Here is a 25,270-nt window from a genome sequence, read left to right as displayed (position 1 = left end):
CCCCCGCCCCTCTTCATGATTATCATTCTCTATACATTATTCACTGAGATACTCAAGTATTTAGAGGATTAACAAGTATTATAAATAACTTTATGCTCAGTATATTGTTACTTAATAGATTTGCAATACTTGATACTTCCATTCTACATATTCAGTGTTTATCCAGCTAGGTGCAAGATATCAGTTAATTAATCTTGGGAGTAAATCCTGGCGATTGAGCGCTATCGCACTCAAATAATTAGCAATTAGTTCAGCATCAAGACTCTGGGTTAGTTGGGAAATCAACAACGCTGCTAAAGTTTCTTGTTCTTGCTGTTGACAATAATCGCTGAGTTTGGCCACTAGTTCAGCAATACTAAAGTCATCTAAAGCTTGTAGATAACTTCTGTGTTCATCTGTTTTGTGGCAAACAGGTCTTAACATGGAATATGTCTCCTGTGAGAGGGAGCCAGAAGCCAGTGCCTCAGCCCTGAGAAAGTTGTGCGCTGGCTTTTGACTTATCAGTAATTATACATAAAATTAATGTATTTATATTTTAATTTATTTGTTTTTAGTGATTTAATATAAAAATACATAGAAAATTTTATGATAATCACATGGGCAAAGTAACACTGAGTATTTACATGGAAGAAGAAGACAAAGAAGCTCTGCAACAACTGGCGGATGCAGAGGAGCGTTCTTTGTCGCAAATGGCAGTGTTAATTCTCAAACGAGCGATTAGACAAGCACAGGCGGATGGAGCGATTTCGCCAAATCAAGGAAAAGGAAAATGAGGCGATCGTAAGTTTGTTACCTTTGCGGTAAAAATACTTTGAACTAGAAAGAAAATAGAGTAAAGCAACTAGGCAATTAAGTATAAAAAGCTGCCTCATATAGAAAACTTGAGGAATGATTCCTGTCAGGTGTAAGATTTCAGTGCTAAGATAGACAGCCTTTTGGTTTTTCAGCTTTTTTATAGTACAAAAATACTAAAATAAACTAGGGTACATAAAGAACTATCCAATTCTGGTTCTAAAGTATGGCACGTGGCGAAATTCTCAGAAAACTCTTCAGAAGCTTCTCTCGCAATGAGAGAGAAGAGTTTTTGGCTGCCGCTATGGAACTTATTGAAGAAGAAAAGAATAAAAACCACATCCTGCTTGCTAGAGATTTGGAAAAGATGCTCCAAAATGGCAATGGCTACACCAAGCCCCTAGCTGCTAACCAGGCTCCCTGGAACCAGTTTTCTGAACCCCCTAAAGATAAGGATACTGGGCTGGCTTTGCTTGAGGTAAAACAATTCGATCTTACATGGGATCATATTGTCCTTAGTGAAAAAATTTTTGATATTCTGCAAGAAATTGTCCTCGAAAACCGTAAGCAAGACATACTCGCAGCCTATAATCTCAAGCCCAAAAACAAATTACTGTTCTGCGGCCCACCTGGCTGTGGTAAGACCCAAACTGCAAAAATCCTCTCCAGCGCATTAGGTCTACCGCTCGTTTACGTGAATCTAACGGCAGTATTCTCTTCTTATTTAGGTGAAACTGCAACGAATCTTCAGAAAATTTTTACATACATTGAAAAGGGTGAATGGCTTGTTTTATTTGATGAGTTTGACGCGATCGCCCGCGATCGCGATAACTTAAATGAGCATGGTGAAGTCAAACGGTTAGTGAATAGCTTGCTACAACTCATTGATAATGCAACAAATCAAAGTATATTTGTCGCAGCCACCAATCATGAGAAACTGCTAGACAGTGCCGTTTGGCGACGATTTGATGAAGTTATTTTCTTTGATAACCCATCGCTTGAAATGCGGACGGCTCTTTTAAGTCGTTACTTATCTGCTATCCGTTATACTGCTATTAATCTGTCTGCCTTTGCTGCTCGACTTGAGAATGCTACTGGGGCAGATATAGAGCGTATTTGCTCTGATGCAATTAAAGCCGTGATTCTACGGGGTGAACGTACCTTGACTACTGATGATTTAGAGGTAGCGATAGGGCGTTATCTAGAAAGACAAAGTATAATAGCAAACTCAAGATAATTATTTACGTCAAACCACAATGGGTAGTCAGTTTGAACACCTGAAATTACCGAGAATAATAAACATTGAATTACCTCGGCGGTCTACTGGTGGTGGTTTTGGGGGTATAAAACGTACTAATGTCAGCGAACACGGTAAGCAGCTATTAGATCAAATTTCTACCCTAATCGATCCTGTTAAGCAAAAGACCAGTCCTTTCCGTCTTGACCCAAAATTGATTTTTAAAATCAAAGTTGCTGAAAATTATTCTTTTTCAGACAACTTGGTAACTCAGACAGGACTCAATGTCCTAGCACGTGAACCTAATAAAGCCATTGTTGTCTTTTCATCTGACAATGAGTTAACTGAATTCAAAAAACGGTTAGAGAGTTACAGCCAAGTTAAAGATGGGCCAAAGTATGAATACTTAGGGGCAATTGATGAGCTAATTCCCCTCGAACCTGAAGATCGAATTGGTCGTCTGTTGGATATAAAGCGTGTAGAACCTGGTGAGTTTGCTGCTTTAGATTTAGAACTCTGGCACACAGGCGATCGCAAAGAAATGCGAAAGTATTTAGATGATATTGCTGATATCTTAGAAAGTTTAACCAGCGACACTGCTCCTATGAGAATGAGTGATAGCTACATAGGTGACTATCTCTGTATTGCTCGGATTAAAGTTACTGACGAAATTTTAAATCTTTTGCTGCTAGAGCAAATTGTTAAAGAAATTGATCGCCCTCCCCAACCTGCTTTTGAGACAACTGCTGACTATAATCTGCCAATTTCTAATTTTCCTGAAGTTGTTCCCCCACCTGAAGATAATTGCGGCATTCTTGTTATTGACTCTGGTGTACCGCGTGGTCATCCATTGATTGCTAGGGTACTGGGTGACGCTGAAGTATTCCCAGATGCAAAACGGCAATTCATAAAAGGTGGCCCTGACGATGTACATGGACATGGTACAAGTGTCGCTGGCATTGCTATCTATGGAAATGTTGAGAGCTGCATTCAACAGCGTTCCTTTAATCCAACAGCTTGGTTATTTTCTGCTCGTGTAACAGATGAGAATAACAAATATGATGAGGATCTTCTCTTAGAAACTCAACTTGATGAAGCCATTCATGCTTTTATTGAAAAGTACCCTAATTGCAAAGTCATCAATATCTCGTTAGGTAATGATGAACAAATTTACCGAGATGGTCTGAAGCAGTTTCGGCTAGCTGCCAAAATAGATGAAATTGCGTATAAATACCAGCATAAAAACATTTTGTTTATAATTTCAGCCGGGAATGCTTTCTATGAAGAGGCAAGGTCAAATGAGCAATTATTAACTGATTACCCAAATTATCTTTTGAACAAGAGCGCTCGAATTATCGACCCAGCAACTTCAGCAATTGCATTGACCGTAGGTTCTTTATCATTTGGTCGTGGTAGTCTTACAGAACCTTCTGATGTTCGTCGTCAGGCGATCGCAAATTTATCAGGATACCCTTCTCCATTTACCAGAACTGGCTTTGGCGTAGATGGAATGATTAAGCCTGATGTTGTGGACTTTGGTGGAGATTTAGTATTAGACCTTAGTTATCGAGAAAGTTTAGGTCTACCTAAAGTCAATGTATTGCCACATAGTGTAGCTGGTGTTTCTGTTCTAACTTTGTGCAAAGATTTCAACAGTTCTTTATTTCACATCTGTAGTGGTACGAGCTTTACTGCGCCTCGTGTTGCTAACCTTGCTGCTCAACTTTCTACAAAATACCCACAAGCTAGTTCTAATTTGATTCGGGCGCTTATTGTTAACTCTGCGGTTCTTCCCAAGGAAATTCCGCCTGAATTTCAATGTAACAGTAACCAATCCCAGAGTTAAAACACAAAGCAAATTGAGAACCAACTAGCAATTTATGGCTATGGACAGAGTGATTTGGAACGTGCAATGTATTCTGCTGAGAATTACGTTGTTTTATCAGAAGACAATATCTTGATTCCGGTAGGCAAGTTTCATATTTATGAAATTCCTCAATTGCCACTTGAATTTTTTGAAGTAAAAGGTACTCGTATACTATCAATCACCTTAGCATTTGATCCACCAACTCGTCCTACTCGTGGAGACTCATATTTAGGAGTCACGATGGAATTCAATCTTTTTAAAGGGATTGACCGCGAAAGTATCGTAAATGCTTATGTAAATGCTAGCAAAACAGATGCCCCTGACAAATTTGCAGAAATATCAATGGAAATTTTGAAGAAAAACAATGGTTCTGGCATCTTGGTCGATTTATCTCCTGGTTCTAACCTTTGGAAAAAAGGAACGGTACAAAGGGGACAAGTAAAAATCTTTCCTCAATCCACAAAATATGATAAAGGGAACATGATCCTGATTGTGAGTTGTAACCGTAAATGGGCAAATCCAGATGAAATAGAAATGCAACGTTATGCCTTAGTAGCTTCCATTAGTCATTCTGATTCTCAAGTTAATTTATATAATCGGATGAGACTCCAGATTAATCAGAGAAGTGATAGAGAGCAAGAGCGACAAAGAGGAAGAGTTTAATTGATGATGGAGTATTACAAGCAACTGCATCATATCTTTATTAAGATACAGGAATTATAGTTTAACTTGTTTTTAGGAATGCGATCGTCATAAATTAAGCTTGCTTTCACAATCTCCAAACTATGGGACAAAGTTTCAAGTTTCAGCGTTATGGGTGCATAGTTGGTGTCAGCTATGCTTTCTACCATTTGCTGAAATGGTAGAGAGTCAAAAACCTATTAACTAGAGTTAAACATGCGCCGTTACTATCAAGTTGACTTTTAGAAGACCTAAATGAATTTACGAAACCGTGAATCGGTGTTGCAATTTATGCCGTTTTGATGCTGGATCAAATTCACGCTGAATATCGTCCCGATCTGCACGTCCTAATCTGCTCCATGTAGTCATTTCTTTAGGATTATCACTCACATCAAATCCATTGTTTAAATTAATACCCATAAGATTGCTAATCAGATATCGATCATGTAACTTATCCCAAACAAACACTTCTACAGTAAGTCCTGCTTGATTAATGACACTAAGTAATTTTCTACGAAAATCTTCTTCATATTGACTTGTTGATATAGAGTCTGCTAAATAGCACATATGAATTTCAATAACTGGTGGTTCATCAGGATTTATAATTGCTGCCAGTAATTTATTGAACTCCCTATAGCTATGTTTCACTGGATCTAAATAGGGATCGATAAACATAATAGAATTGGCATGGCAAACAAGCAACTGGAGATGAAGAAGATAATCGTTTGTTGTTCTGTATTAGTAAACTCAGGGTAACGGCTAATCATTGTTTGAAGTAAGCAAACTGTAATTTGCTGCTCTTGCCGGATCACACTCGGCTTGAGCCAGTAGCTACCATACTGATTTAAAACATCTTGGATTGCTTCTAATGCCTGTTTTGCTAATTGTTCCCTATCCACTAAAAACAGGATTTTTTCGGCATATCCCGATTGAATTAAGCGTTTTAATTGCAAACGAATTAAATCAGTTTTACCTGTTCCAGTTGGCAGTTCAAGTAAAAATCGCCGTTTGCCTAATTCAACTGCATGGTCAATGGCTTGCATAGTTTCCCTTTGATAGGAACGAACTAAGCGAGTTTCACCCTGTTGAGTGTAATACTCAGGAATTTCAATAGTAGCTAGGGGTTGACGGGTTGAGCGCATTTCCAGCAATCGCTCTAAATCCCGCCGTGAGAAAAAAGAATTGACAATCCGCGCATCATCGTTTTGATAGTCCCAGAAATAAATCAGTTCGCCATTACTGAGGAAAATAAACGGTGCTTCCAGCTTCCGAGCATAGGGAAGTGCTTGATTTTTAGCAACATAAGGCTCAATCGCACGCTTCTTAGCTTCAATCACAGCCAAGGGACGACCTCTTTGGTCAAGCAGTACATAATCGGCTCTACCTCTCCTACCATCTGCCATTTGAGCCGAAACCTCAGTCATTACCTGAGATTTATCAGCTGGGTTCCATCCAGCTTGGCGGAGAAGATCATCAATATTAATACGTGCCTCTGTCTCTTTGCTAAAGTCGCTCATCAACTCACTCCTGTCTTACCAAAGTTAGCACGAAGCCCTCAGTGCCATTTCCGCTTTATCCCAGAAGTTTTAACTTTTTCCCAACTTCAGCGCCAACTTTTGATAAATTTCGTCCAACCACACCGGAATTACAGGTTTACCTTCATCTAAAGATGCGATCGCTTGTTCTCGGTCATACACTACAAGATTTAGCGATCGCTTATGCCCCTCAAAAAGTAGCATCCACCGACTACCTTTACCAGATTCAAACAACTCCGGTTCCTTGTCTCTCAAAGTTTTCAGCGTAGTACTGGCAATATCAAAACTCAATCCCATAGACAAAAAATATAACATTGCTGCCAGTTCCATCAAATTCGGCTTTGAGTAATAAATACTACGCCCTGTTCCCGTCTCACCAATAACAGGAACAACCACACCCTTTTCCCGCCAGTACTGGAGTTGACGCAGGGTGCAGCCTGTGATTTCAGCCGCTTGTTTACTCGTAAAAAACGTTTCTTGCATGAAATCATTGTAGGCACAGCAGATAATTAAACATTTGTGCTATTATTAAACATAAATGTTAGTAAAGATATGAGCCAGATTACTATTCAGTGTCGTTTAGTATCAACTGAATCTACCCGCCAACAGCTATGGAAGCTGATAGCAGAGAAAAACACGCCACTGATTAACGAACTGTTGCTCAAGGTGGCTCAACACCCAGAGTTTGAGAGTTGGCGACAAAAAGGCAAGCACCCAGCCAAAATTGTCAAAGAATTATGCGAGCCTTTGAAAACTAACCCCCGCTTCATCGCTCAACCCGGACGCTTTTACACGAGTGCGATCGCCACAGTGAATTACATCTACAAATCTTGGTTTGCATTGATGAAGCGATCGCTGCTTACCATTCCCGCAAAATAAACTGATTGACAAAACACCGAACCTTGACAATAGAATGAAAATATTCAATAGCGCCGCAGTTCATGCTTGTTATAAGTCTCTGTGCTGCGTAAATGTTGGTTAGTTTGACTGCTGTTAAACAGTCTTGCTTTCTGACCCTAGTAGCTGCCCACCTTGATGCTGCTGTCCCTTGTGGATAGGAATTAGGTGCGCCCCCAGTAATAAAGGTGCGGGTTTACCGCAGTGGTGGCTACCCAATCACCTCCGACCAAGGAGGAACCCACCTCAATTATTTTTTGGCATGGTAAAGCGGGGGCGATTTCCCTGGGACTCCTGCCAAAACTTTAAATCGCTTGTTTAATAAGGTTTATAGCCTTTAAAGTGTCAGTTAATTTACTTTTTTTAGTGTTAACTGAGGGGCGATTTTGGGAGACGTGACAAAAATGCTTCAGAAGTATTGGCAAATCTAGGGTTTGAAGCGCAGGGGTTTCAATACCCCTCCCAGCCAGAGGCGGGTTGAAAGTGCCGAATGAGTTTGACGGCGATAGTCTCGCCCTGCCAGTTTCAATACCCCTCCCAGCCAGAGGCGGGTTGAAAGAGTAGCTACTACTGTTACAAGTGCCCATGCCCACAGTTTCAATACCCCTCCCAGCCAGAGGCGGGTTGAAAGAAAAGAGAAAAAAAAGATTGGTTGTATGCCGCAAAAGTTTCAATACCCCTCCCAGCCACAGGTGGGTTGAAAGCCGGATGAATATCAGGAAAGTTATTGAAGAAGGAGTGTTTCAACACCTCTCCCAGCTAAACGCCAACTTTATTATGTAAGGTTTCAAAATTTAGAGGTGGGTTGAAAGGAATGTCACCTTCCCAATTTTTATTCTTGTACAGGCTAGATCAAAGTTTGAGTTGATAATTTCAGGCTCAGCATAGAATAAAGGGAAGTTGGTTGTTGAAGAAGACATTAATTCGTTAAGCCTGACATTAATTTGTTAAAAATGACAATAATCTGTTAACAGTGACAAATAATTAGTTAATGTACAGATATTAAAAGCGGGCAATGGGACTCGAACCCACGACGTTCACCTTGGGAAAGTGACATTCTACCACTGAATTACACCCGCTAGTGGCTGCTAGTCAAAACTTTAATATAATTATATAGTATAACACTATTTACAGCTGTTTTTAATTGACTAAAATACATACTGTTTTCACAACAAGCGATCGCATTTAAACCTTGATCAATATCCATATCCAATACTGGAAGTTATTGAAAAGCCTACACTGCGTTGCTGAAACTCAGTGTAGGATTATCTGACCTAAAGAACAATGTCTTCACCTCGCTCAGTGAAGCGAACCTCCTTAATATTCCATGCGACATTACTTGTTAAAGTTTTGCGGAGGCTACCAAACAGAGCAAACTGTTCACAACTAGAAAGGGAACCTATTTGCCGCTTAGACTCAGGAGATATCCGCAAATCAACTGTTGCGATGCCATTTTTGACGTTAACACGATACCCAGACAAGCTAAAGTCACTTGTATCTCGTTTTTCTATGATTTTACCTACTGCATTTGTCACAGGTTGATCAGCTGGTACTGAAACCTTTTCGGGAATTAGTTCTTGACATTGAGTGTCACTAGTGTAAATTGTGACATTTGCCGTTTTAGGATTTGTAATTTTAGAAGTTGACGAGGAAGCAGTATTTTCCTTAAGAGATTTTTGATTTAAAGATTTTTCTCTTAACTGGGCGACAGTAGGAATTTGGTTGGAAGTTGAAGACGAGGAGCTATTTGTGGGTGTTGTAATAGGCTCTGGGGATAATGTAGTGCTTGATGTTGTGGTAGGGGATGGCGTTTTGCTGTCAATATTATTAGTGGTGGGGTTAGAATTACAACTGCTCAAGCCAAAAACAATTGTTACGGCAATCAGGGGTAAAAAATATCTCTTGGTTGTCTTCATAACTTTGCTCATAAGTCACATCACTGCTACCAACTTCAATATTACTGGTATCAATTCCGCATAAATTTGTGAATTTTCAGCCAGTCTTTAAAGTGTCAACATAGCATCTGGTAAAATTAGTAATTGCAATCATATTCCAAACGATGTCTGTTAAGTCGCTGCAAGGTGGCTAAATTTTAACTTACATGTTTTCTGAAGAATTTAGGATTGGTACGTAACACTATAATCATCAAAATTACATCTTTCTCCAGGATGAACTTGGTAGCATCTAAATTAAGTGAAGTAGGATCCAACAACCTTAGACTGATGGATATTGTTCTCAAGATTGATGCTAATTAAGTACATTTCGGCAATTATGAGATAAAATAAATCAATTTTTAATGTTTTAAAGGCAAAAAAATGAATAGAGGCTCTCAACAACAAACATTAAGAAGGCAAAACACGATTCTTGCTGCCAAGCATTTTTTAGCAGAGATGAGTAAAGGCGCTACTTCAGAAGAATTGAAATTTATCGCTGATAATGTGGGTGAGATTGCACTATTTTGGCACTTGATTGCAAATCCAGAAGAAATTTCTTTGTTGGAGTTGCGACCATAGTCGAAGCATTGCCAAATACGATAATTTTATTTGTTTAATAGACCTAGTTTGAAAAAGAGAGTAGGGTATACTCTTTTTTCAAGCTTGGTTGTGTATTTTTTCATAATTGAATGCTTTGAAAATATGTAGAAAGTGGGAGCGTCCAACTATGCGCTTCTACAAATTTTTCTACCTCATGTGATTGGGAACGGCTATAAGCTGCTCCACATTTAAATTGCATAATTATGGCGGGCAAGATGCCCAAACCACAAGACTTTAATAGAATTTAGATATGCAAAGTAGATGTGGAACAGCTTATTTACTAAACTTATATTTGAGGAGAGCCGACCTACCATCTCTGCGCGATATGAAACATCAAGCTTGCGGAATATGGGTTTCAAAGCTTGCTTAACAGAATTTTTTGTAATCCAGAGGGTTGTACCAATTTCAGCATTTGTTAGTCCTTGCGCTACTAATTGGACAATTTGAATTTCACATTGTGTTAAAGGGTTAGTATTGAGAGAATTGAAGAGTGTTGATTGTAATTGTAATGTTCCACGCCAAGTTGAAATATGAAGACACAAGGCACCTAAATGTTTCAAAGAGAATGCTAATCGTAGCGGATGAGGTATGTTTTTCTCAAATTGCCAAAGCCGATCAAAGAAAAATAGCCCCGAACATTCAGCAGCAAAATACTCAATCAGTTTTGCGCTCGTGTGCAATCGCACCTGTCTTAATGTAAGTTTAGATAAATCCTAAAGAACCCTGCTTCCATTCCTCTTCCCGAAACGGGGAGAGGCCTAAATAACCTTGTTCTTTCATACCAAGTTAGAGATTTTTGTTATCTTGACAGTTATAATATTTGCTGGCTTGTTCTTAACCTGAGTACTCCTAAGTTTTTTGGACTGGTTGACGTGGTTATAAATGTTTTACCAATCAATCAATATTAGCCATAGTGGCTTGATTTTAAATACTAACTTTCTTCTAAAAGACGAATGACTAAAAGACGACAATTTTTAAAAGAAGTAGCAGCACTTTCTAGCTTGTCTTTAACGAGTTGTGGTTGGAGGCTAGCCCAAGTACGCGCTAATTCTACTAGTTACGCTCACAGCGACCAACTTTATATCTATACTTGGACACAATATACTGACAAAGAATTACTAAAAACTTTTAGCACTCAAACGGGTATGAGAGTGTTGGCAGATGTATATGATTCTAACGATGTGATGCTGGCTAAGTTGCAAGCTGGAGGTGGTGGCGCTTACAGCATTATCTACCCATCTGATTATATGGTACAGAAGATGGTAGACAAAGGTTTATTAATAGAAATAAATCACGATCGCCTAATTGGTCTAGAAAATTTATTTCCCCGCTTTTCTAATCCTATCTATGACCCGAATAACCGTTACAGTATTCCTTTTAATTGGGGTACAACAGGTTTTATCTATAACTCTGAAAAAATCAAAGAGCCACCAGAAGATTGGGATTATCTTTGGCAAAACCAAGACAAACTTAATAAACGAATGACTTTGCTTAATGATGTGCGAGAGGTGATGGGTGCGGTATTGCGAATGCTAGGTTATTCTTATAACTCTAAAAACGAATTAGAAATCAAACAAGCTTATGATAAATTGAAAGTGCTAAAACCTGCGATCGCTGCTTTTGATACAGATGCTTGGCAAAATCAGATTCTTGGAGGAGATTTGCTCTTGGCAATGTGTTACTCAGCAGATGCGGTGAAAATATCTAAAGAAAATCCTAAACTCAAATATGTAATTCCTCGCAGCGGTTCTTCATTATGGACAGACACTATTGTAATTCCGAAAACAGCCCCAAATTTTGCTGGAGCTTATGCTTGGATTAATATGATTTTGCAACCAGAAGTATCAAGTCAAATCAGTCAACGTCTAAATATTGCTACGCCTAACAGCGCTGGATTTGAGCAATTACCAAAAATAATACAGAACAATTCTAATTTGTTTCCTCCAGAGTCACTTTTAGCAAATTGCGAACGGATTAGTCCTGTAGGTGAATTTGAAGAAGTTTATGACCGTTATTGGACTCAATTAACCAGTAGTTAAATAGATATATAAGTTAGGAGTTAAGAGTTTGGAATGATTAATATCGAAAAAAATAATATTTCTGAAATAGAAGTACTGCATTCTCCGCAAAGAAATTGGCTGCAACCTTTAGTATTACTCGCGCCGTCTGGAATTTGGTTATTACTTTTGTTGGTATTGCCAAGTTTAATAATTTTCGAGTTAAGTTTGGTTGCAAATATTCGACCAGGAGATGTGGTTAATCCCAATGGATTCCAAAATTATATTCGCATATTCGATCCTCTTTACTTACAAGTAATCGTGCGATCGCTATTTTTAGCGTTTGGCGCTACAATCATTTGTTTAATTTTAGGCTTTCCTGTAGCTTATTGGATTGCTGTAGTTGCACCGAAGCGATGGCAAAATTTGTTGATATTAGGCTTTGTTTTGCCTTTGTGGACTTCTTCGTTACTGCGCTCTTATGCTTGGATTACAATTCTTCGTCCTAGTGGTTTATTAAATAGTTTGTTAAGTTATTTTGGCTTACCTATTTTAGAATTGCTCAATACAACTATGGCTGTATTAATTGGTATGAGTTACAGCTTGTTACCCTATATGGTTTTAATTCTATATGCCTCTCTAGAAAAGTTAGATAAGCGTTTATTAGAAGCAGCGGCAGATTTAGGTGCAAATCCAGTTGAAGCTTTTCTTAAAGTAACTATACCTCAAATTTTTCCTGGAATTGCAGCTGGTTCGATGCTTGTATTTATCACAGGCTTGGGGGATTTTATTGACCCAGAATTACTTGGTGGTGCTTCTAGTATGACGGCAGCGCGATTAGTTTATAACCAATTTCTGGGAGCAACTCAAAATTGGGGTTTTGGTTCAGCTTTGAGTATGACGTTAATTTTAATTGTGACTATGGCGATCGCTCTTTTAATTAAGTTTGGTGAAGCTACACCCAAACGCTAAACTTTTCACAACTCACTTATAATAAGTTCTAAAATAGTTCCAATGCTTACAGTTTTTTAACACAGAGGAACGCAGAGTCAAGCGCAAAGGTACGCAGAGGTTTGCCCAATTTTATTAGCATAACCACAAAATAACCCGTCTGTTACAAGTAATGGGTAATTATTTCTATATCAGTTAAGCCATCTTCAACAACTAAAGCAGTATTCATATCAAACCTATTTAATGCTTTATCAATATGTAAACACAACTGAAATATAAAATAAAACAATTTTGAATTTTAGATTTGTTATTTAAGATTGTTTAAAAGCGATTAGAAATCACAAAGCAGTTGCTACAAAGGAGGAAAGCTCACGAAGTTGCGATTGGCAAATAAAACTTCGGAGCGGGTGTCGTGTTTTCCAATTGTCTGAGGGAAGATGGAACTATATTGTCAGGGTTGTTTATGGTTTTTATAGCTGATAACAGCTGCCCTGAGATTGCCTTGGTGTTCGCCAAGAAGCCGATCGCCTTCGTCTTTTTCTAAACCAGTCCAATGCATTAACAGGGCTAGTTTTACCCATTTACCACTACGTTCCAATAAAAAACCAGCAGCTTCTCGACTTAAACCTGTGAGGTCTTGCAAAATTCGCAAAGCGCGATCGCGTAACTTTTGATTTGTTACCGCCACATCCACCATGCGATTGCCGTAAACTTTGCCCAGGTGGACCATTACCCCACTAGAAAGGATATTTAAAGCTAATTTTGTGGCTGTACCAGCTTTCAGGCGAGTAGAACCAGCGATGATTTCAGGCCCTGTCAATAGGCGAATGTCAACATCAACATTAAAGCTAACTTGTTCGGTTGGAACGCAAGCGATAAAAATAGTAACGGCTCCGCGCTGACGAGCTGCATTCAAGGCACCGTGAACATACGGCGTTGTTCCACCAGCAGTGATGCCAACTACTACATCTAGCTGTGTGATGTGTCGCCCTGCGATCGCAGTTTCACCATCCTCGATGCTATCTTCTAAATCCTCAGAACTGCGTACCAGCGCCCCAGCGCCACCAGCGATAATTCCCTGTACCAACTCTGGGGGCGTACAAAAAGTAGGGGGGCACTCAGCAGCATCTAATACCCCTAACCTACCACTAGTGCCCGCACCAACATAGAACAGGCGTCCTCCGTGGTGCAAACGCTCTGCGGTGCGTTCAATTGCTTGTGCCAACTGAACTTTTGCCGCCGCAACTGCGGCGACTGCCTTTTGGTCTTCGTTATTAAACAGCTCCACTAACTCCAGAGAACTCAACTGGTCTAAGTTCAGACTGTTAGGATTTACTAACTCGGTTAAAAGATGCCCACGTTCTTCTAAGTTTGTCATTTGTTGTTTGTCAATTGTTAGTTGTCAGTTGTCAGTTGTCATTCGTCCTCCGTCCAAGGAACTGACAAATAAAAAAATATCCCAAATTTTCTTGTGGGATGGGTGTCCTCACCCGTCGTATATTCAGGGCCAGCTTTCCTGCCCACCCCACAAGAGGGATAATTTATTCTCTGGAAATCCCTAAAACTCATTACCAATGACTAATGACCAATACTTTTCTACGAGAGGTTGCGCCCTTTGGCTACGCTCTCCCAAAGCTCAGCACAAGTGACCAATGATTAATGACTAATTACAATAATCCTTCAAGTTGGCGACGAATTTTGTCTAGTTCAGAATTAGACAAATCTGGTTCTTCTGCTGGCTGTTGCTTGGGACGGGAAGTGTCCTCAAAAGTATCTTCTTTCTCGACATCTGGTTGCCAGTCGGTTTGTTCAACGTTAACTTCTGGGGGAGTGACAACTGAGTTGCTGTTTTCTGAGATGATTTCCCAGTCATATCCAGCACTTTCGCAAAATTCTTTGATTTCCTCAGCGTTGATCGCCTCTGGTGTAGGTGTGGAGAAATCTTGAGCTTCCAGCATCAAAGCATAACGCGTGGCGTCGTCTTCTGACTCGAACATCAGAATTGTATTGCGTAGCTCGCCGCTGTAGGCATCGCCTCTGCGAATCGTGTGAATCCCTTCGTTTTCTGTTCCGGCATTAAACATTAACACAAAAACACGCATAAATGTAGTTATCTATTATTTTCAGGTCTAGATCTATTTATATTAAAGTTCTAGGCTATCCCTTAAGGAAAGTCACACTCACAATTTTCACTTTATTCAGATTTTCCTGAAAGCGCCAACATCATTGAGCATAAGTATTGGATTGAGCAAATGCCGTAACTTGACCCATGAGTTCTTGGGTTTAGTTAACGTATCCTGGAAATGGCATAGTCAATTTAATGTGCCAGTTAATGCTTGTGTGTGCCAGCTATATCCGGCAATTGATACAGTGAAAGCAAATGACTAAATCTCCCAATCAAAATTGTTACTCCCCTTCCCCCATTCGTAAGCGTCTGTGGTTGCTGGTGTTGAGTCGCGGTGGTATTGCCTTGGGAGGAATTTTGCTGATTGGAATTGTCGGTGGTATTTGGCGGTTGTGGATTTTTGTCCAAAAAGAGTTAACACCCTTGGCACAACAAAGTCTCACCACTACACTCAACCGTCCAGTCGAACTCGGAAAAGTCACACAATTTTCGTTGACGGGAGTGCAGTTTGGTGCATCAGCTATCCCAGCGACAGCTACAGATCCAGATCGAGCCGCAGTCGAGGCTGTGGAGGTGACTTTTGACCTATTGCAGCTAATTTTTAACCGCCACCTCAAGCTAGATGTCACCTTAGTCAATCCAGATATTTACATTCAACAGGATAATCAAGGGCGCTGGGTTTCCACTAATATCGCATCATCAGGTAAAGGTGGCGTCATTAAAACAGATTTGGATAAAGTGTGGTTTCGCAATGCCAAATTGGTGTTGATGCCGCAGAACAGGGATGAGAGGCTGAGGGGCAGAGGAGCAGAGGGGCAGAGGGGCAGGGAGCAGGGGAGCAGAGGGGTGAACAATAACTCCTCACTCAACACTCAACACTCTCCTGTATCATTTTCCCAACTAAATGGATCTGCCCAACTTATAGCAAACAATCAGTTGGTCAGGTTTGAAGTCGGGGGTCAAGCAGACAGTGGTGGTAGTATTTCCGTTCAGGGAGAGACGCGTTCTCAGGTATTAACAGGGAATTTACAGTTGCGAGTACAAGATTTCCTGGCTGCGGATATTACTCGTTTAATTAAGTTACCAGTGAACTTACAAGCGGGTCGAGTCAATGCCGATTTACTGGTTCGGTTGGTAGCACAACAACAGACTTTATTGTTTGGCAATGCTGCTGTTGGTGGAGTAACGGTTGAATTGCCCAAAGTGCCACAACTATTGAGCAATACCCAAGGAAACCTCCGTTTCCAGGGAACCGAATTGCAGTTAGATGATGTTACTACTAACTATGGCAAAATTCCCCTAGTGGGTGGTGGAATCATTGACACTCAAGCAGGCTTGAAGTTGGCAGCGCGTGTAAATGCAGTCAGTTTGGCGAATGCAGTAGATACCCTCAAGGTAAAACTACCTGTGCCAGTAAGTGGGAAAGTACAAGCTTCTTTGCAGATTACTGGCTCGACTAAAGAGCCAATTCTGACAGGCAAAGTTGCCACAATCCAAACTGCCCGAATTGATAAACTGGATTTTAATAAAATTAGTAGTGAATTTGAGCTTGTTACTGGTTCTTCTTTAATTACTCTCAAAGATATTCAAGGGTTCGCTAAAGTCGGTGGTGAAATTACCGGCGCTGGCACAATTGAAATCGGTAAAACCCCACGGCTGGATTTAAATTTTGCTGCTAAGAATGTTCCAGGAGATGCGATCGCTAAACTATACCAAATAACGCCCAGTTTCCAAATTGGTAATCTCTCGGCTACAGCACAACTATTCGGCGCTCCTACCAATGTCCAAACTGTGGTTAAATTCCAAGCTCCTAACGCAACTTATCCCGGAACTGGCGAAGTAGCGATTGCTCCCAATCGTACCCTCTCTTTTAGTAATGTAGCTCTGAATGTGGGTGGTGGTACAGTCCGCGCAACTGGTAGTTATGCCAATGAGCGTTGGCAAACCGTTGCTGTTGCCTCTGGGGTAGAGGTGCAACGTTTTGTAAATCCAAATCAACTCCAAAATGTCTCTTTGGCAGGGGCACGATTTAATGGGCGTCTCATCCTCTCAGGCAGCACAGCACCATTTGAAATTGCCACAATTCGCACTCAGGGCGCAGCAGTCACAATTGGTGGCGGTACAGTTGCAGTTTCCAATATCCAACTCCAAAACAAAAATTTCTCTGCTCAACTTGTAGCTAATAATGTACGATTGGCAAAAATATTGAAACAGTCTTTGCCAGCTTTAAATAATCCTTTGGCTGGTACGTTCAAAATCGCAGGCAACAGAGATAATTTCAGTCTCAAAACTCTCCGTGGCAGTGGTGAAGGCCGCCTGACAATTGGCGGTGGTACGGTTATAGCAAAAAATATCCAACTTGCTGAGGGTTTATATCAGGCACAAGTGCAAGCAAAGAATGTGCCTGTACAGGAGTTGGCAGCAGTACCAAAGCAGTTTCAAGGCGCGTTAACTGGTGAAGTAAACGTGGCGGGTTCTGTTGAATCTTTCCAATTGCAAGCCATCCAAGCCAGTGGTCAAGGGCAAATAAATGTTGGGCGGGGGATAATTACAGCCTCTAATATTCAACTTGTTAATGGTGCTTATCAGGCGCAAATCCAAGCAAAGGATGTACCTGTGCGGCAGTTGGCAGCAGTACCACCGCAGTTTCAAGGTGCGTTAACTGGTCAGTTTAACGTCGCGGGATTAGTTAATTCTTTGAGTCCACAAGCAATCCAAGCCAACGGTCAAGCATTAATAAATGTTGCAGGTGGAACGATCGCAGCCTCTAATATTCGAGTGAGTAATGGTGTATACCAAGCACAAGTTCAGGCAAATAACGTACCGTTGCAGCAGTTGGCAGCAGTACCACCACAGTTGCGGGGAAAATTAACTGGTCAAGTTAGCGTGGCGGGTTCTGTTGAGTCTTTCCAACCGCAAACAATCCAAGCCATTGGTCAGGGAAAAATCAATGTTGCAGGTGGGACGATCGCTGCTGCTAATATCCAAGTAAGTAATGGTCGCTATCAAGCTGTAGTAGATGCCTCAGGCGTAGAATTAAATCGCTTCAATCAGCAATTGCGGGGTCAATTAGGGGGCAAATTGCAATTAGCTGGCACACTGGCATCGTCCCAATTAGCTGATGTGCGTGCTGCTGGACAAGTGCAGTTATCCCAAGGTATCCCTGGACTTGAGCGACCACTGAGTGCGGCGATCGCTTGGAATGGTGAAAGGCTGACCATTGAGCAAGCAACTGCTCCCGGTTTAAATGTGACTGGTAACATCTTAGCCAATGCCAAACAACCGGGGATACCGGAAATTACTGCCCTCAATCTCAACGTCCAAGCCCAGAATTACGATTTAAAACAATTACCGATCAATCTTCCTAATCAGGTTGCGGTGGCAGGGAGAGTAGATTTTAGTGGACAAGTCACTGGCAAGCTACCTTTACCAAATGTAGTCGGAMAAATTAATTTAAGAGATTTGGTTGTTCAAGATATTGCTTTTGAACCGTTGTTAACGGGAAATATTAATTCGGCACAGGGACGAGGGTTGAATTTGAATCTGGCAGGAAATCGCGACCGCCTGGCTTTTAATTTAGATGCCAATAATCGCCCGAAATCTTTTTTAGTTCAATGGCAGCAAGCATTGGCATCAGGTAATGTTCGAGGAAATGACTGGACAATTAAAGTCGCAAATTTTCCCTTACAAATATTAAATTTGACTCCACCACCAAGTACTCGTCTCGGTACTGGAAAAATCGCTGGATTGTTAACAGGAGATTTGCTCTTTAATCAGCAGACATTGGCAACAATTGGAAATTTAGTGATCGCCAACCCAGAAATTGGCCGGGTAAAAGGCGATCGTTTAGCAGCTCAATTCCGTTACAGTAATGGTAAAGCTACACTTACTAGTAGCCAATTTATCAAAGGTAATAGTAGTTATGCTGCTATTGGTACTTTTGCTCAAACTCCCCAAGGGCCTCAACTACAAGGGAAACTCAATGTCACCCAGGGCAAAATCGAAGATGTTCTGGCTGTAGCACAGGTATTTGATTTACAAGATTTGCAAGGTGGTTCGGCCCCAACCTACGGCACAGCTGCGGATCTGACTACCAGCGGCCAAGGCTGGTCAAATCAGCCGCTATTAACCCAACTCCAGCGGTTTTCTGAAATTGAAGCCTTGGTAGCACAACAGGAACAACAGCGACTTGATTCCACTCCCATACCAGATTTAGCTGACTTAAAAGGCACTTTCAACGGGCAAGTGGCTATAGATACGGCTACAGCTAGTGGATTAGCAGTGCAATTTAATTTGAATGGAGAAAATTTTGCTTGGGGTAAAAAGGAGGAACGCAATCGTTTTTATACTGCTGATAAATTGATTGCCGAAGGCAACTTTGAAAATGGTGTTTTGAGTTTGCGACCTTTACGAATCGAATCTGAAAACAGGCTGATTGCTTTCACTGGTAACGTTGGCGGTAATGAACAATCTGGTCAGTTGCGGGTGAATAATTTTCCAGTACAAATATTAAATAATTTTGTCAAACTACCAGTTGGTATTACAGGTAATCTCAACGCTACAGCGGCTTTAGCAGGCAGTATTGCTAATCCCCAAGCCAGAGGAGAATTGCAAATCGCCCAAGGAGCTCTAAATCAGAACCCAATAGAATCAGCAACGGCAAGTTTTAGCTATGCCAATGGGCGCTTAAACTTTGATAGTAATGTAGCAGTTACAGGGCCAGAACCTGTGGATATTACTGGCAGCATACCTTATAAATTACCTTTTGCAACCGTTGCTTCAGACAGCGAGCAAATCAATTTGGATATGAAGTTGCAAAACGAAGGATTAGCACTGCTAAACGCATTGACTAATCAAGTGATGTTTGAAAAAGGTGAAGGAGAAGTAGACCTGAAGGTACGTGGAACATTGCAACAACCACAGGTAGATGGAATTGCTACTGTTAATAATGCTACTTTTTCAGCCCAAGCATTGCCAGGTAAGCTCAGACATGTAACAGGTAAAATACTATTTAATTTTGACCGGATTTTAGTAGAAAATCTTCAAGGTAGATTTAGCCGAGGCAAAGTAGAGGCGGCTGGAGAAATTCCTATTTTTGATAGTAAGAATTTAATTATCAACAATCCTTTGACCATTAATCTCGAACAGCTAGCATTAAATCTTAAAGGACTTTACCAAGGAGGCGCTAGTGGTAATTTGCAAATTACTGGTTCTGCCCTCAACCCACTAATTGGTGGTCGGGTGGATTTATTTGATGGTCAGGTATTGCTAGCAGAATCTACTAACACTACTACATCTGCAAATAATAATGGTGTTGGTTTGTCATCGATAAAAGCCAATAAGCAAACTCAAGCGGAAATTGGAAATGGGATTCCAAATGCGATTGCTAGATTTAATAATCTAGATTTGGAACTAGGTAAAAAGGTGCAAATAACCCGTCCACCTATTCTCAGTTTCCGTGCAACTGGTAATCTCATAGTCAACGGCTCAATTAATCAGCCCATACCCAATGGCACTATCAAATTAGAACAAGGTGGCGTAAATTTATTTACTACCCAATTTAACCTTGTTCGTGGTTATAAACACACTGCAACTTTTAGTCCCTCCCAACCCCGCGACCCTGACTTGAATATTCGACTATTTGCTAAGGTACTTGATATAACTCAAGGTAATGATTTGACCAGGGTAAATTCTACAGGTTTATCAACCTTAGAAAGTGTTCGAGTCGAAGCTACGATTAATGGTCTCGCTAGCAAACTAAATGAAAATCTAGAACTAACAAGCAGTCCGTCACGCAGTCAAACTGAAATTGTTGCTCTTTTAGGAGGTGGGTTTATAGACACCCAAGGACGTGGTGACAGTACTTTAGGTTTAATTAATATTGCAGGTTCAGCAGTATTCAACAATTTTCAGTCAGCTTTTAACCAGATTGGTAGTACCTTTGGCTTGAGTGAACTGCGGATATTTCCTACCGTTATTTCTGAGAATCCTGAAGCGGGAAGACCCAATTCAAGTTTAGAATTAGCAGCCGAGGCCGGAGTTGATATTACTTCTAAAATATCCGTTTCTAGTATTAAAATATTAACCACAAATGACCCATTTCAATGGGGTGTTAATTATCGAATAAATGATGAATTTAGGGTACGTGCTTCTACTAATTTAACCGATGATAGTCGTGCCGTAGTAGAATATCAAACACGGTTTTAAACTATCCAAAATTTAAATTAATATATCTAGAATAGTTTGGATAAAATGTAAAATCCACATTCCACACCTGGAACTGTCGTACACTAGCAAAAAGTAGCTCAAGTAGTACACAAGAACTAAGGAAGATAAATAGTCACCCAGCTTACTGATTATCATTAAGCTGGGTGAGTCAGAAAAAAGGGAAGTTTTGTGATAGATATAGAATTTTTATTCTAAGTTCCCTAAGCTATGCTCTATATGGGCTAGTGCCCTCCCTGGCATTTGGACTGGACGAGTTGGCAAGAAAGACTTCGAGCGATTGCACTTTGATCTAGTTCCAATGGCACAAAGAGGACATAAATTTATCATCTTTGACTACGAAACTTTGTATGATTGTTTTTCACTAAATATAGCTCGTTTGGTAGTTTCATGACTTAAGTAATGAAATGTATCGATTACTCGTGTAAGCTAAATAAGCTGATAATCTCAGCGATTGTATCAAGTAAAAATATAGTTCTACTTAGATATGTGATCGCATATCTTTATTAAAATGCCAAGCTCAAACTTGAAAGATAACCCATTATGGTTCAAAAATGCAATTATCTACGAATTAGGTGTTCGCACGTTTGCCGACAGTAATGGTGATGGTATTGGTGATTTTGCAGGGCTGACAGAAAAACTAGACTACTTACAAGATTTAGGTATTACCGCCATTTGGTTATTACCTTTTTTTCCTTCACCACTTAGGGATGATGGTTACGATATTGCCGATTATACTAGTGTCAATCCTATCTATGGCACGTTAGAAGACTTTAAAGCGTTTTTGAGCGCTGCTCATCAGCGCGGTATTCGGGTAATTATTGAATTAATTATTAATCATACCTCTGACCAACATCCTTGGTTTCAAAGGGCACGTCGCGCCCCGAAAGGAAGTCAGGAGCGAGATTTTTATGTTTGGAGTGATACTCCGGAAAAATACCAAGAAGCGCGAATTATCTTCCAAGATTTTGAGACATCTAACTGGTCTTGGGATTCAGTTGCCCAAGCTTATTGCTGGCATCGTTTCTATTCTCATCAGCCAGATTTGAATTATGATAATCCCTTGGTGCGCGAGGCAGTATTTGATGTTCTAGATTTTTGGTTGGAGATGGGTGTAGATGGACTACGCATGGATGCTGTACCTTATCTCTACGAACGGCAAGGAACCAACTGCGAAAACTTACCCGAAACCCATGCGTTTTTGAAGGAGTTGCGATCGCACATCGACACGAAATTTCCTAACCGGATGTTACTAGCTGAGGCGAACCAATGGCCTGAAGACGCAGCGCAATATTACGGTGCGGGGGATGAGTGTCACATGAACTTTCATTTTCCCCTAATGCCACGCTTGTTCATGGCATTGCGGATGGAAGATAATTTCCCGATTGTAGATATTCTCCAGCAAACTCCATCCATTCCTGATAACTGTCAGTGGGCATTGTTCCTCCGCAACCATGACGAACTGACTCTAGAAATGGTGACAGATGAAGACCGCGATTTTATGTACGGGGTCTATGCACAAGACCCAATGATGCGGGTGAATTTAGGCATCCGCAGGAGATTAGCGCCGCTTTTAGGTAATGACCGCCGCCAAATTGAGTTACTCAATAGTTTACTGTTATCTCTACCAGGAACTCCCGTACTTTACTACGGTGATGAAATTGGCATGGGAGATAACGTTTATCTGGGCGATCGCAATGGTGTTCGCACACCCATGCAGTGGAGTTCTGACCGCAACGCAGGTTTTAGTCGCGCCAACCCGCAACGCTTGTATCTACCCGTCATCGTTGATTCAGAATATCACTACGAAGCACTCAATGTCGAGGCACAACGGACTAATAGTAATTCTCTTTGGTATTGGATGAAACGTTTACTCGCTACTCGTAAACGGTTTCCGGCATTGGGTGAAGGGCGTTTTGAATTGGTACAGTCTAATAATCGCAAAGTTTTTGCCTTCAGCCGAATTACCTCTGAAGAAGATGTCTTGGTAGTAGCAAATTTATCTCGTTATGTGCAAACGGTATCCTTAGATTTATCAACCTTTAATGGGCTAATACCAATAGAAATTTTTGGTTCCACTGAGTTCCCAGCGATTACAGAATCGCCCTATTTCCTCAGCTTAAGTCCTTACGGGTTTTACTGGTTCACCTTACAACGTAAACTTAGCTCAACTCAAGAGCCTAAACCCCATGCAGACTTGAGCTATCTGTTGGTAAACGGTTCATGGCAGAATGTGATTCGGCAACGAGAGTCACAAAGCATTCTCGAATCATCACTGCGGGATTATCTCTATACCTGTAGCTGGTTTGGTGGCAAAACTCAGACTGTACAATCAGTACAAATCATTGAAGCGATTTCTTTACCCTATAACCAGCAGATAGCTGAAATTGTTTGGTTACAGGTAGATTATACCCAGGGAAACCACGAAACTTATCTGTTATTTCTCGCCTATGCAGAAGGTGAGCAAGCAACACATCTTTTAGCAGAAATGCCGCAAGCTGTAATTGCCCGGCTTGAGGTGCGAGGCAAAATAGACACTCCTCCACCCAATACTAAAGAAGTCGGAATTTTATTTGATGCTTTAGCAGACAAGAACTTTCTCACCTCACTACTAGACGATGCGATCGCTAATCATCACTCTTATAAAGGAATTACCGGAGAATTATTTGGCACTACTACTGATTCATTCTCTGAATTACGCCAACAGTTAACCAATAGTGAGCCGACTGTCCTAAATAAAGAAGAAGAAACCAATACTTATATAGTTTATGGCGATCGCTTGTTATTAAAACTCTTCCGTAAAGTTGAGGAGGGTTTGCACCCAGATTTAGAAATCCGGCGTTTCCTGTACCAGAAAAAACGCTTGCAACACTCATTTTTCCTAGCTGGTGCTTTAGAGTACCGCCGTGCAAAAACAGGCAATAAAACTGCCCAAGCCACGACTATAGGCATATTACAAGAGTTTATTTCAGATATTCGCACTGGCTGGGACTACACCCTTGATAGTTTGCAAAAATACTTTGATTTAGTGACCACAGAACACGCCACTATTACCGAGGTGCCTCTGCCATCAGGTTCCTTGTTGGATTTACAGAGAATTGAAATTCCCGAATTGGCAAATGCAACTATCACTTCTTACCTGCAAAGTGTTGAGTTGTTGGGTAAATCTACAGCTGAATTCCATATAGCACTGGCTACAAATACAGATAGCTCAGACTTTGCTCCAGAATCTTTTTCATCACTTTATCAACGTTCGATATATCAAAATGCACGTAACTTAACTGGACAAGTATTTCGGTTGTTAAAAGAACGAGCAAACTACTTACCAGCGGATACTCAATCATTAGCATTAGAAGTTCTTAATAGTCAACAGAAAGTCTTAGAACGCTTTCAGTTAATTGTTGGGCAAAAAATTACTGCATTGCGTACTCGTCATCATGGAAACTACCATTTATCGCAAGTATTTTACACCGGAAAAGAATTTATTATTCCTGATTTTGAAGGCGAAGCAGATCGTAGTTTTAGCGAACGACGGATAAAGCGATCACCCCTACGAGATGTTGCAGGAATGTTGATATCTTTCAACTATGCAGTTAAGGAAGCTTTGGCCTATCAAAAAGAATCTGGGATGATCCTCCCAGAAAATTTACCCCTTATAGAACAATGGGGACAGTTCTGGTATACCTGGGTCAGTACTAGCTTTCTCAATTCTTATTTAGAAACTGCTAGTCAAGAATCTTTCCTGCCAAAGACAACACAAGAACTAGATGTGCTGCTTTTTGCCTATCTTCTAGAGCAAGCGATTGATGCACTCGGCAATGAACTAAATAATCGTTCTGATTGGGTAGAAATTCCACTCCAATTTATTCTGCAATTATTGAGTGAAACTGCTGTTGGATAACAATTAATTTGTCGTGTTATCAAATTAATGTCGTTCAACTTTTAAATTGATGAAATTCAAATCTCAGCTATGTTTTAGCACTTTGGATTCCTTGAGATAACCCTAAACAAAAAAGACTTGCACTGTGTGTGTATATGGGCTAATACTTGATACCTAAGTTGGCACGGTGCATTGTAAAGCGATAGTAATATGTTACTCAAATGTATTACTAACGACAAATATAGGGGTTATCGACCTAATAAGATACAATTTTGACCTCTGTTCAAACCTCTCTCCTAAAATGAGAGAGGCTTTGAATTATTCTCCTTTCCAGCAATAAAAGTTTTCTGCTTCCCTCTTTTTTTAAAGTGACTTCCAGAAAATAAATTATCCAATTTCATGCCCATCAAAAAGACTTTCTCTCCCCCTGCTCCCTGCTCCCCTGCCCTCAAGGCGTTCGCGTAGCGTCCCGCAGGGATGGAATATTTTTTTAATTGGAAGTCCCAAAGTGACGTAAGTTGTACATGACCTTGAGTCTTATTCATTGAG

Annotated in this window: 20 protein-coding genes and 1 tRNA gene; 10 read left to right on the top strand and 11 right to left on the bottom strand. The window is 40.6% G+C overall.

Annotation, left to right across the window (positions count from 1 at the left end; genetic code table 11):
• Window positions 1-180: 180 nt before the first annotated feature.
• On the bottom strand, window positions 181-423 hold the full coding sequence (locus FCR06_RS26910; protein WP_138505228.1) for a hypothetical protein: 243 nt from the start codon (window positions 421-423) through the stop codon (window positions 181-183).
• A gap of 173 nt (window positions 424-596) precedes the next feature.
• Between FCR06_RS26910 and FCR06_RS26905 the strand changes: the two genes are divergently transcribed.
• The 4 genes from FCR06_RS26905 to FCR06_RS33895 all read left to right on the top strand — a co-directional run bounded on the left by FCR06_RS26905 (window position 597) and on the right by FCR06_RS33895 (window position 4,559).
• Complete coding sequence (locus tag FCR06_RS26905) at window positions 597-773, top strand: ribbon-helix-helix domain-containing protein (protein WP_138505226.1); 177 nt, start codon at window positions 597-599, stop codon at window positions 771-773.
• Window positions 774-1,018: 245 nt separating this feature from the next.
• Window positions 1,019-2,029 (top strand): AAA family ATPase, encoded by a 1,011-nt coding sequence (locus FCR06_RS26900; protein ID WP_138505224.1) that lies wholly within the window; start codon window positions 1,019-1,021, stop codon window positions 2,027-2,029.
• A gap of 19 nt (window positions 2,030-2,048) precedes the next feature.
• Window positions 2,049-3,875: a S8 family peptidase gene (locus FCR06_RS26895; protein ID WP_223280310.1), complete on the top strand. Its 1,827-nt coding sequence runs from the start codon at window positions 2,049-2,051 to the stop codon at window positions 3,873-3,875.
• Window positions 3,876-3,929: 54 nt separating this feature from the next.
• The gene (locus tag FCR06_RS33895; protein WP_223280309.1) at window positions 3,930-4,559 is read left to right on the top strand and encodes a hypothetical protein; all 630 of its coding nucleotides are present in this window, start codon (window positions 3,930-3,932) and stop codon (window positions 4,557-4,559) included.
• 279 nt (window positions 4,560-4,838) lie between these two features.
• On the opposite strand, the gene FCR06_RS26890 is transcribed toward FCR06_RS33895, so the two are convergent.
• From FCR06_RS26890 to FCR06_RS26880, 3 genes are all read right to left on the bottom strand, one after another.
• Window positions 4,839-5,252, bottom strand: a complete 414-nt coding sequence (locus tag FCR06_RS26890) for a hypothetical protein (protein ID WP_138505223.1) — start codon at window positions 5,250-5,252, stop codon at window positions 4,839-4,841.
• The gene (locus FCR06_RS26885; protein ID WP_223280308.1) at window positions 5,231-6,094 is read right to left on the bottom strand and encodes a DEAD/DEAH box helicase family protein; all 864 of its coding nucleotides are present in this window, start codon (window positions 6,092-6,094) and stop codon (window positions 5,231-5,233) included. Before FCR06_RS26885 ends, FCR06_RS26890 begins: the two co-directional genes overlap by 22 nt.
• 69 nt (window positions 6,095-6,163) lie before the next feature.
• Entirely contained in the window at window positions 6,164-6,595 is a 432-nt protein-coding gene (locus tag FCR06_RS26880; protein WP_138505221.1) for a MerR family transcriptional regulator, read from the bottom strand.
• A 69-nt stretch (window positions 6,596-6,664) separates the two neighbouring features.
• Between FCR06_RS26880 and cas12k the strand changes: the two genes are divergently transcribed.
• The gene (cas12k, locus tag FCR06_RS26875) at window positions 6,665-6,991 is read left to right on the top strand and encodes a type V CRISPR-associated protein Cas12k (RefSeq protein ID WP_411268024.1); all 327 of its coding nucleotides are present in this window, start codon (window positions 6,665-6,667) and stop codon (window positions 6,989-6,991) included.
• 445 nt (window positions 6,992-7,436) lie between these two features.
• Here the strand turns inward: cas12k and FCR06_RS34910 are convergent, their stop codons facing one another.
• From FCR06_RS34910 to FCR06_RS26865, 3 genes are all read right to left on the bottom strand, one after another.
• On the bottom strand, window positions 7,437-7,610 hold the full coding sequence (locus tag FCR06_RS34910; protein WP_411268023.1) for a hypothetical protein: 174 nt from the start codon (window positions 7,608-7,610) through the stop codon (window positions 7,437-7,439).
• A gap of 406 nt (window positions 7,611-8,016) precedes the next feature.
• A tRNA-Gly gene (locus FCR06_RS26870) sits at window positions 8,017-8,088 on the bottom strand.
• A gap of 195 nt (window positions 8,089-8,283) precedes the next feature.
• Window positions 8,284-8,937, bottom strand: a complete 654-nt coding sequence (locus tag FCR06_RS26865; protein WP_138505219.1) for a sporulation/spore germination protein — start codon at window positions 8,935-8,937, stop codon at window positions 8,284-8,286.
• 387 nt (window positions 8,938-9,324) lie between these two features.
• Here FCR06_RS26865 and FCR06_RS26860 point away from each other — a divergent pair, with 387 nt between their 5' ends.
• Window positions 9,325-9,522: a hypothetical protein gene (locus FCR06_RS26860; RefSeq protein WP_138505217.1), complete on the top strand. Its 198-nt coding sequence runs from the start codon at window positions 9,325-9,327 to the stop codon at window positions 9,520-9,522.
• Window positions 9,523-9,731: 209 nt separating this feature from the next.
• On the opposite strand, the gene FCR06_RS26855 is transcribed toward FCR06_RS26860, so the two are convergent.
• Window positions 9,732-10,229, bottom strand: coding sequence for a helix-turn-helix domain-containing protein (locus FCR06_RS26855; protein ID WP_138505216.1), 498 nt, complete (start codon window positions 10,227-10,229; stop codon window positions 9,732-9,734).
• A gap of 267 nt (window positions 10,230-10,496) precedes the next feature.
• Here FCR06_RS26855 and FCR06_RS26850 point away from each other — a divergent pair, with 267 nt between their 5' ends.
• Window positions 10,497-11,582 carry a spermidine/putrescine ABC transporter substrate-binding protein gene (locus tag FCR06_RS26850; protein ID WP_138505214.1) on the top strand — a complete coding sequence of 362 codons (1,086 nt, stop codon included), beginning with the start codon at window positions 10,497-10,499 and terminating at the stop codon, window positions 11,580-11,582.
• A 33-nt stretch (window positions 11,583-11,615) separates the two neighbouring features.
• Window positions 11,616-12,512 (top strand): ABC transporter permease, encoded by an 897-nt coding sequence (locus FCR06_RS26845; RefSeq protein ID WP_138505212.1) that lies wholly within the window; start codon window positions 11,616-11,618, stop codon window positions 12,510-12,512.
• A gap of 430 nt (window positions 12,513-12,942) precedes the next feature.
• On the opposite strand, the gene murQ is transcribed toward FCR06_RS26845, so the two are convergent.
• Window positions 12,943-13,869, bottom strand: coding sequence for an N-acetylmuramic acid 6-phosphate etherase (murQ, locus tag FCR06_RS26835; RefSeq protein ID WP_138505210.1), 927 nt, complete (start codon window positions 13,867-13,869; stop codon window positions 12,943-12,945).
• A gap of 289 nt (window positions 13,870-14,158) precedes the next feature.
• Window positions 14,159-14,593: a DUF3110 domain-containing protein gene (locus tag FCR06_RS26830; protein ID WP_411268022.1), complete on the bottom strand. Its 435-nt coding sequence runs from the start codon at window positions 14,591-14,593 to the stop codon at window positions 14,159-14,161.
• A gap of 278 nt (window positions 14,594-14,871) precedes the next feature.
• Between FCR06_RS26830 and FCR06_RS26825 the strand changes: the two genes are divergently transcribed.
• Window positions 14,872-20,823, top strand: a complete 5,952-nt coding sequence (locus FCR06_RS26825) for a translocation/assembly module TamB domain-containing protein (RefSeq protein WP_138505207.1) — start codon at window positions 14,872-14,874, stop codon at window positions 20,821-20,823.
• A 529-nt stretch (window positions 20,824-21,352) separates the two neighbouring features.
• Entirely contained in the window at window positions 21,353-24,742 is a 3,390-nt protein-coding gene (treS, locus tag FCR06_RS26820; RefSeq protein WP_138505205.1) for a maltose alpha-D-glucosyltransferase, read from the top strand.
• A 275-nt stretch (window positions 24,743-25,017) separates the two neighbouring features.
• On the opposite strand, the gene FCR06_RS26815 is transcribed toward treS, so the two are convergent.
• Window positions 25,018-25,266: a hypothetical protein gene (locus FCR06_RS26815; RefSeq protein WP_138505203.1), complete on the bottom strand. Its 249-nt coding sequence runs from the start codon at window positions 25,264-25,266 to the stop codon at window positions 25,018-25,020.
• Between the last annotated feature and the right edge of the window lie 4 nt (window positions 25,267-25,270).

The sequence above is a fragment of the Nostoc sp. PA-18-2419 genome (assembly GCF_005869855.1).
GTDB lineage: Bacteria > Cyanobacteriota > Cyanobacteriia > Cyanobacteriales > Nostocaceae > Nostoc.
Note: the sequence above shows the minus strand (reverse complement) of the source record. Positions and strands in the feature narration are given on the sequence as shown.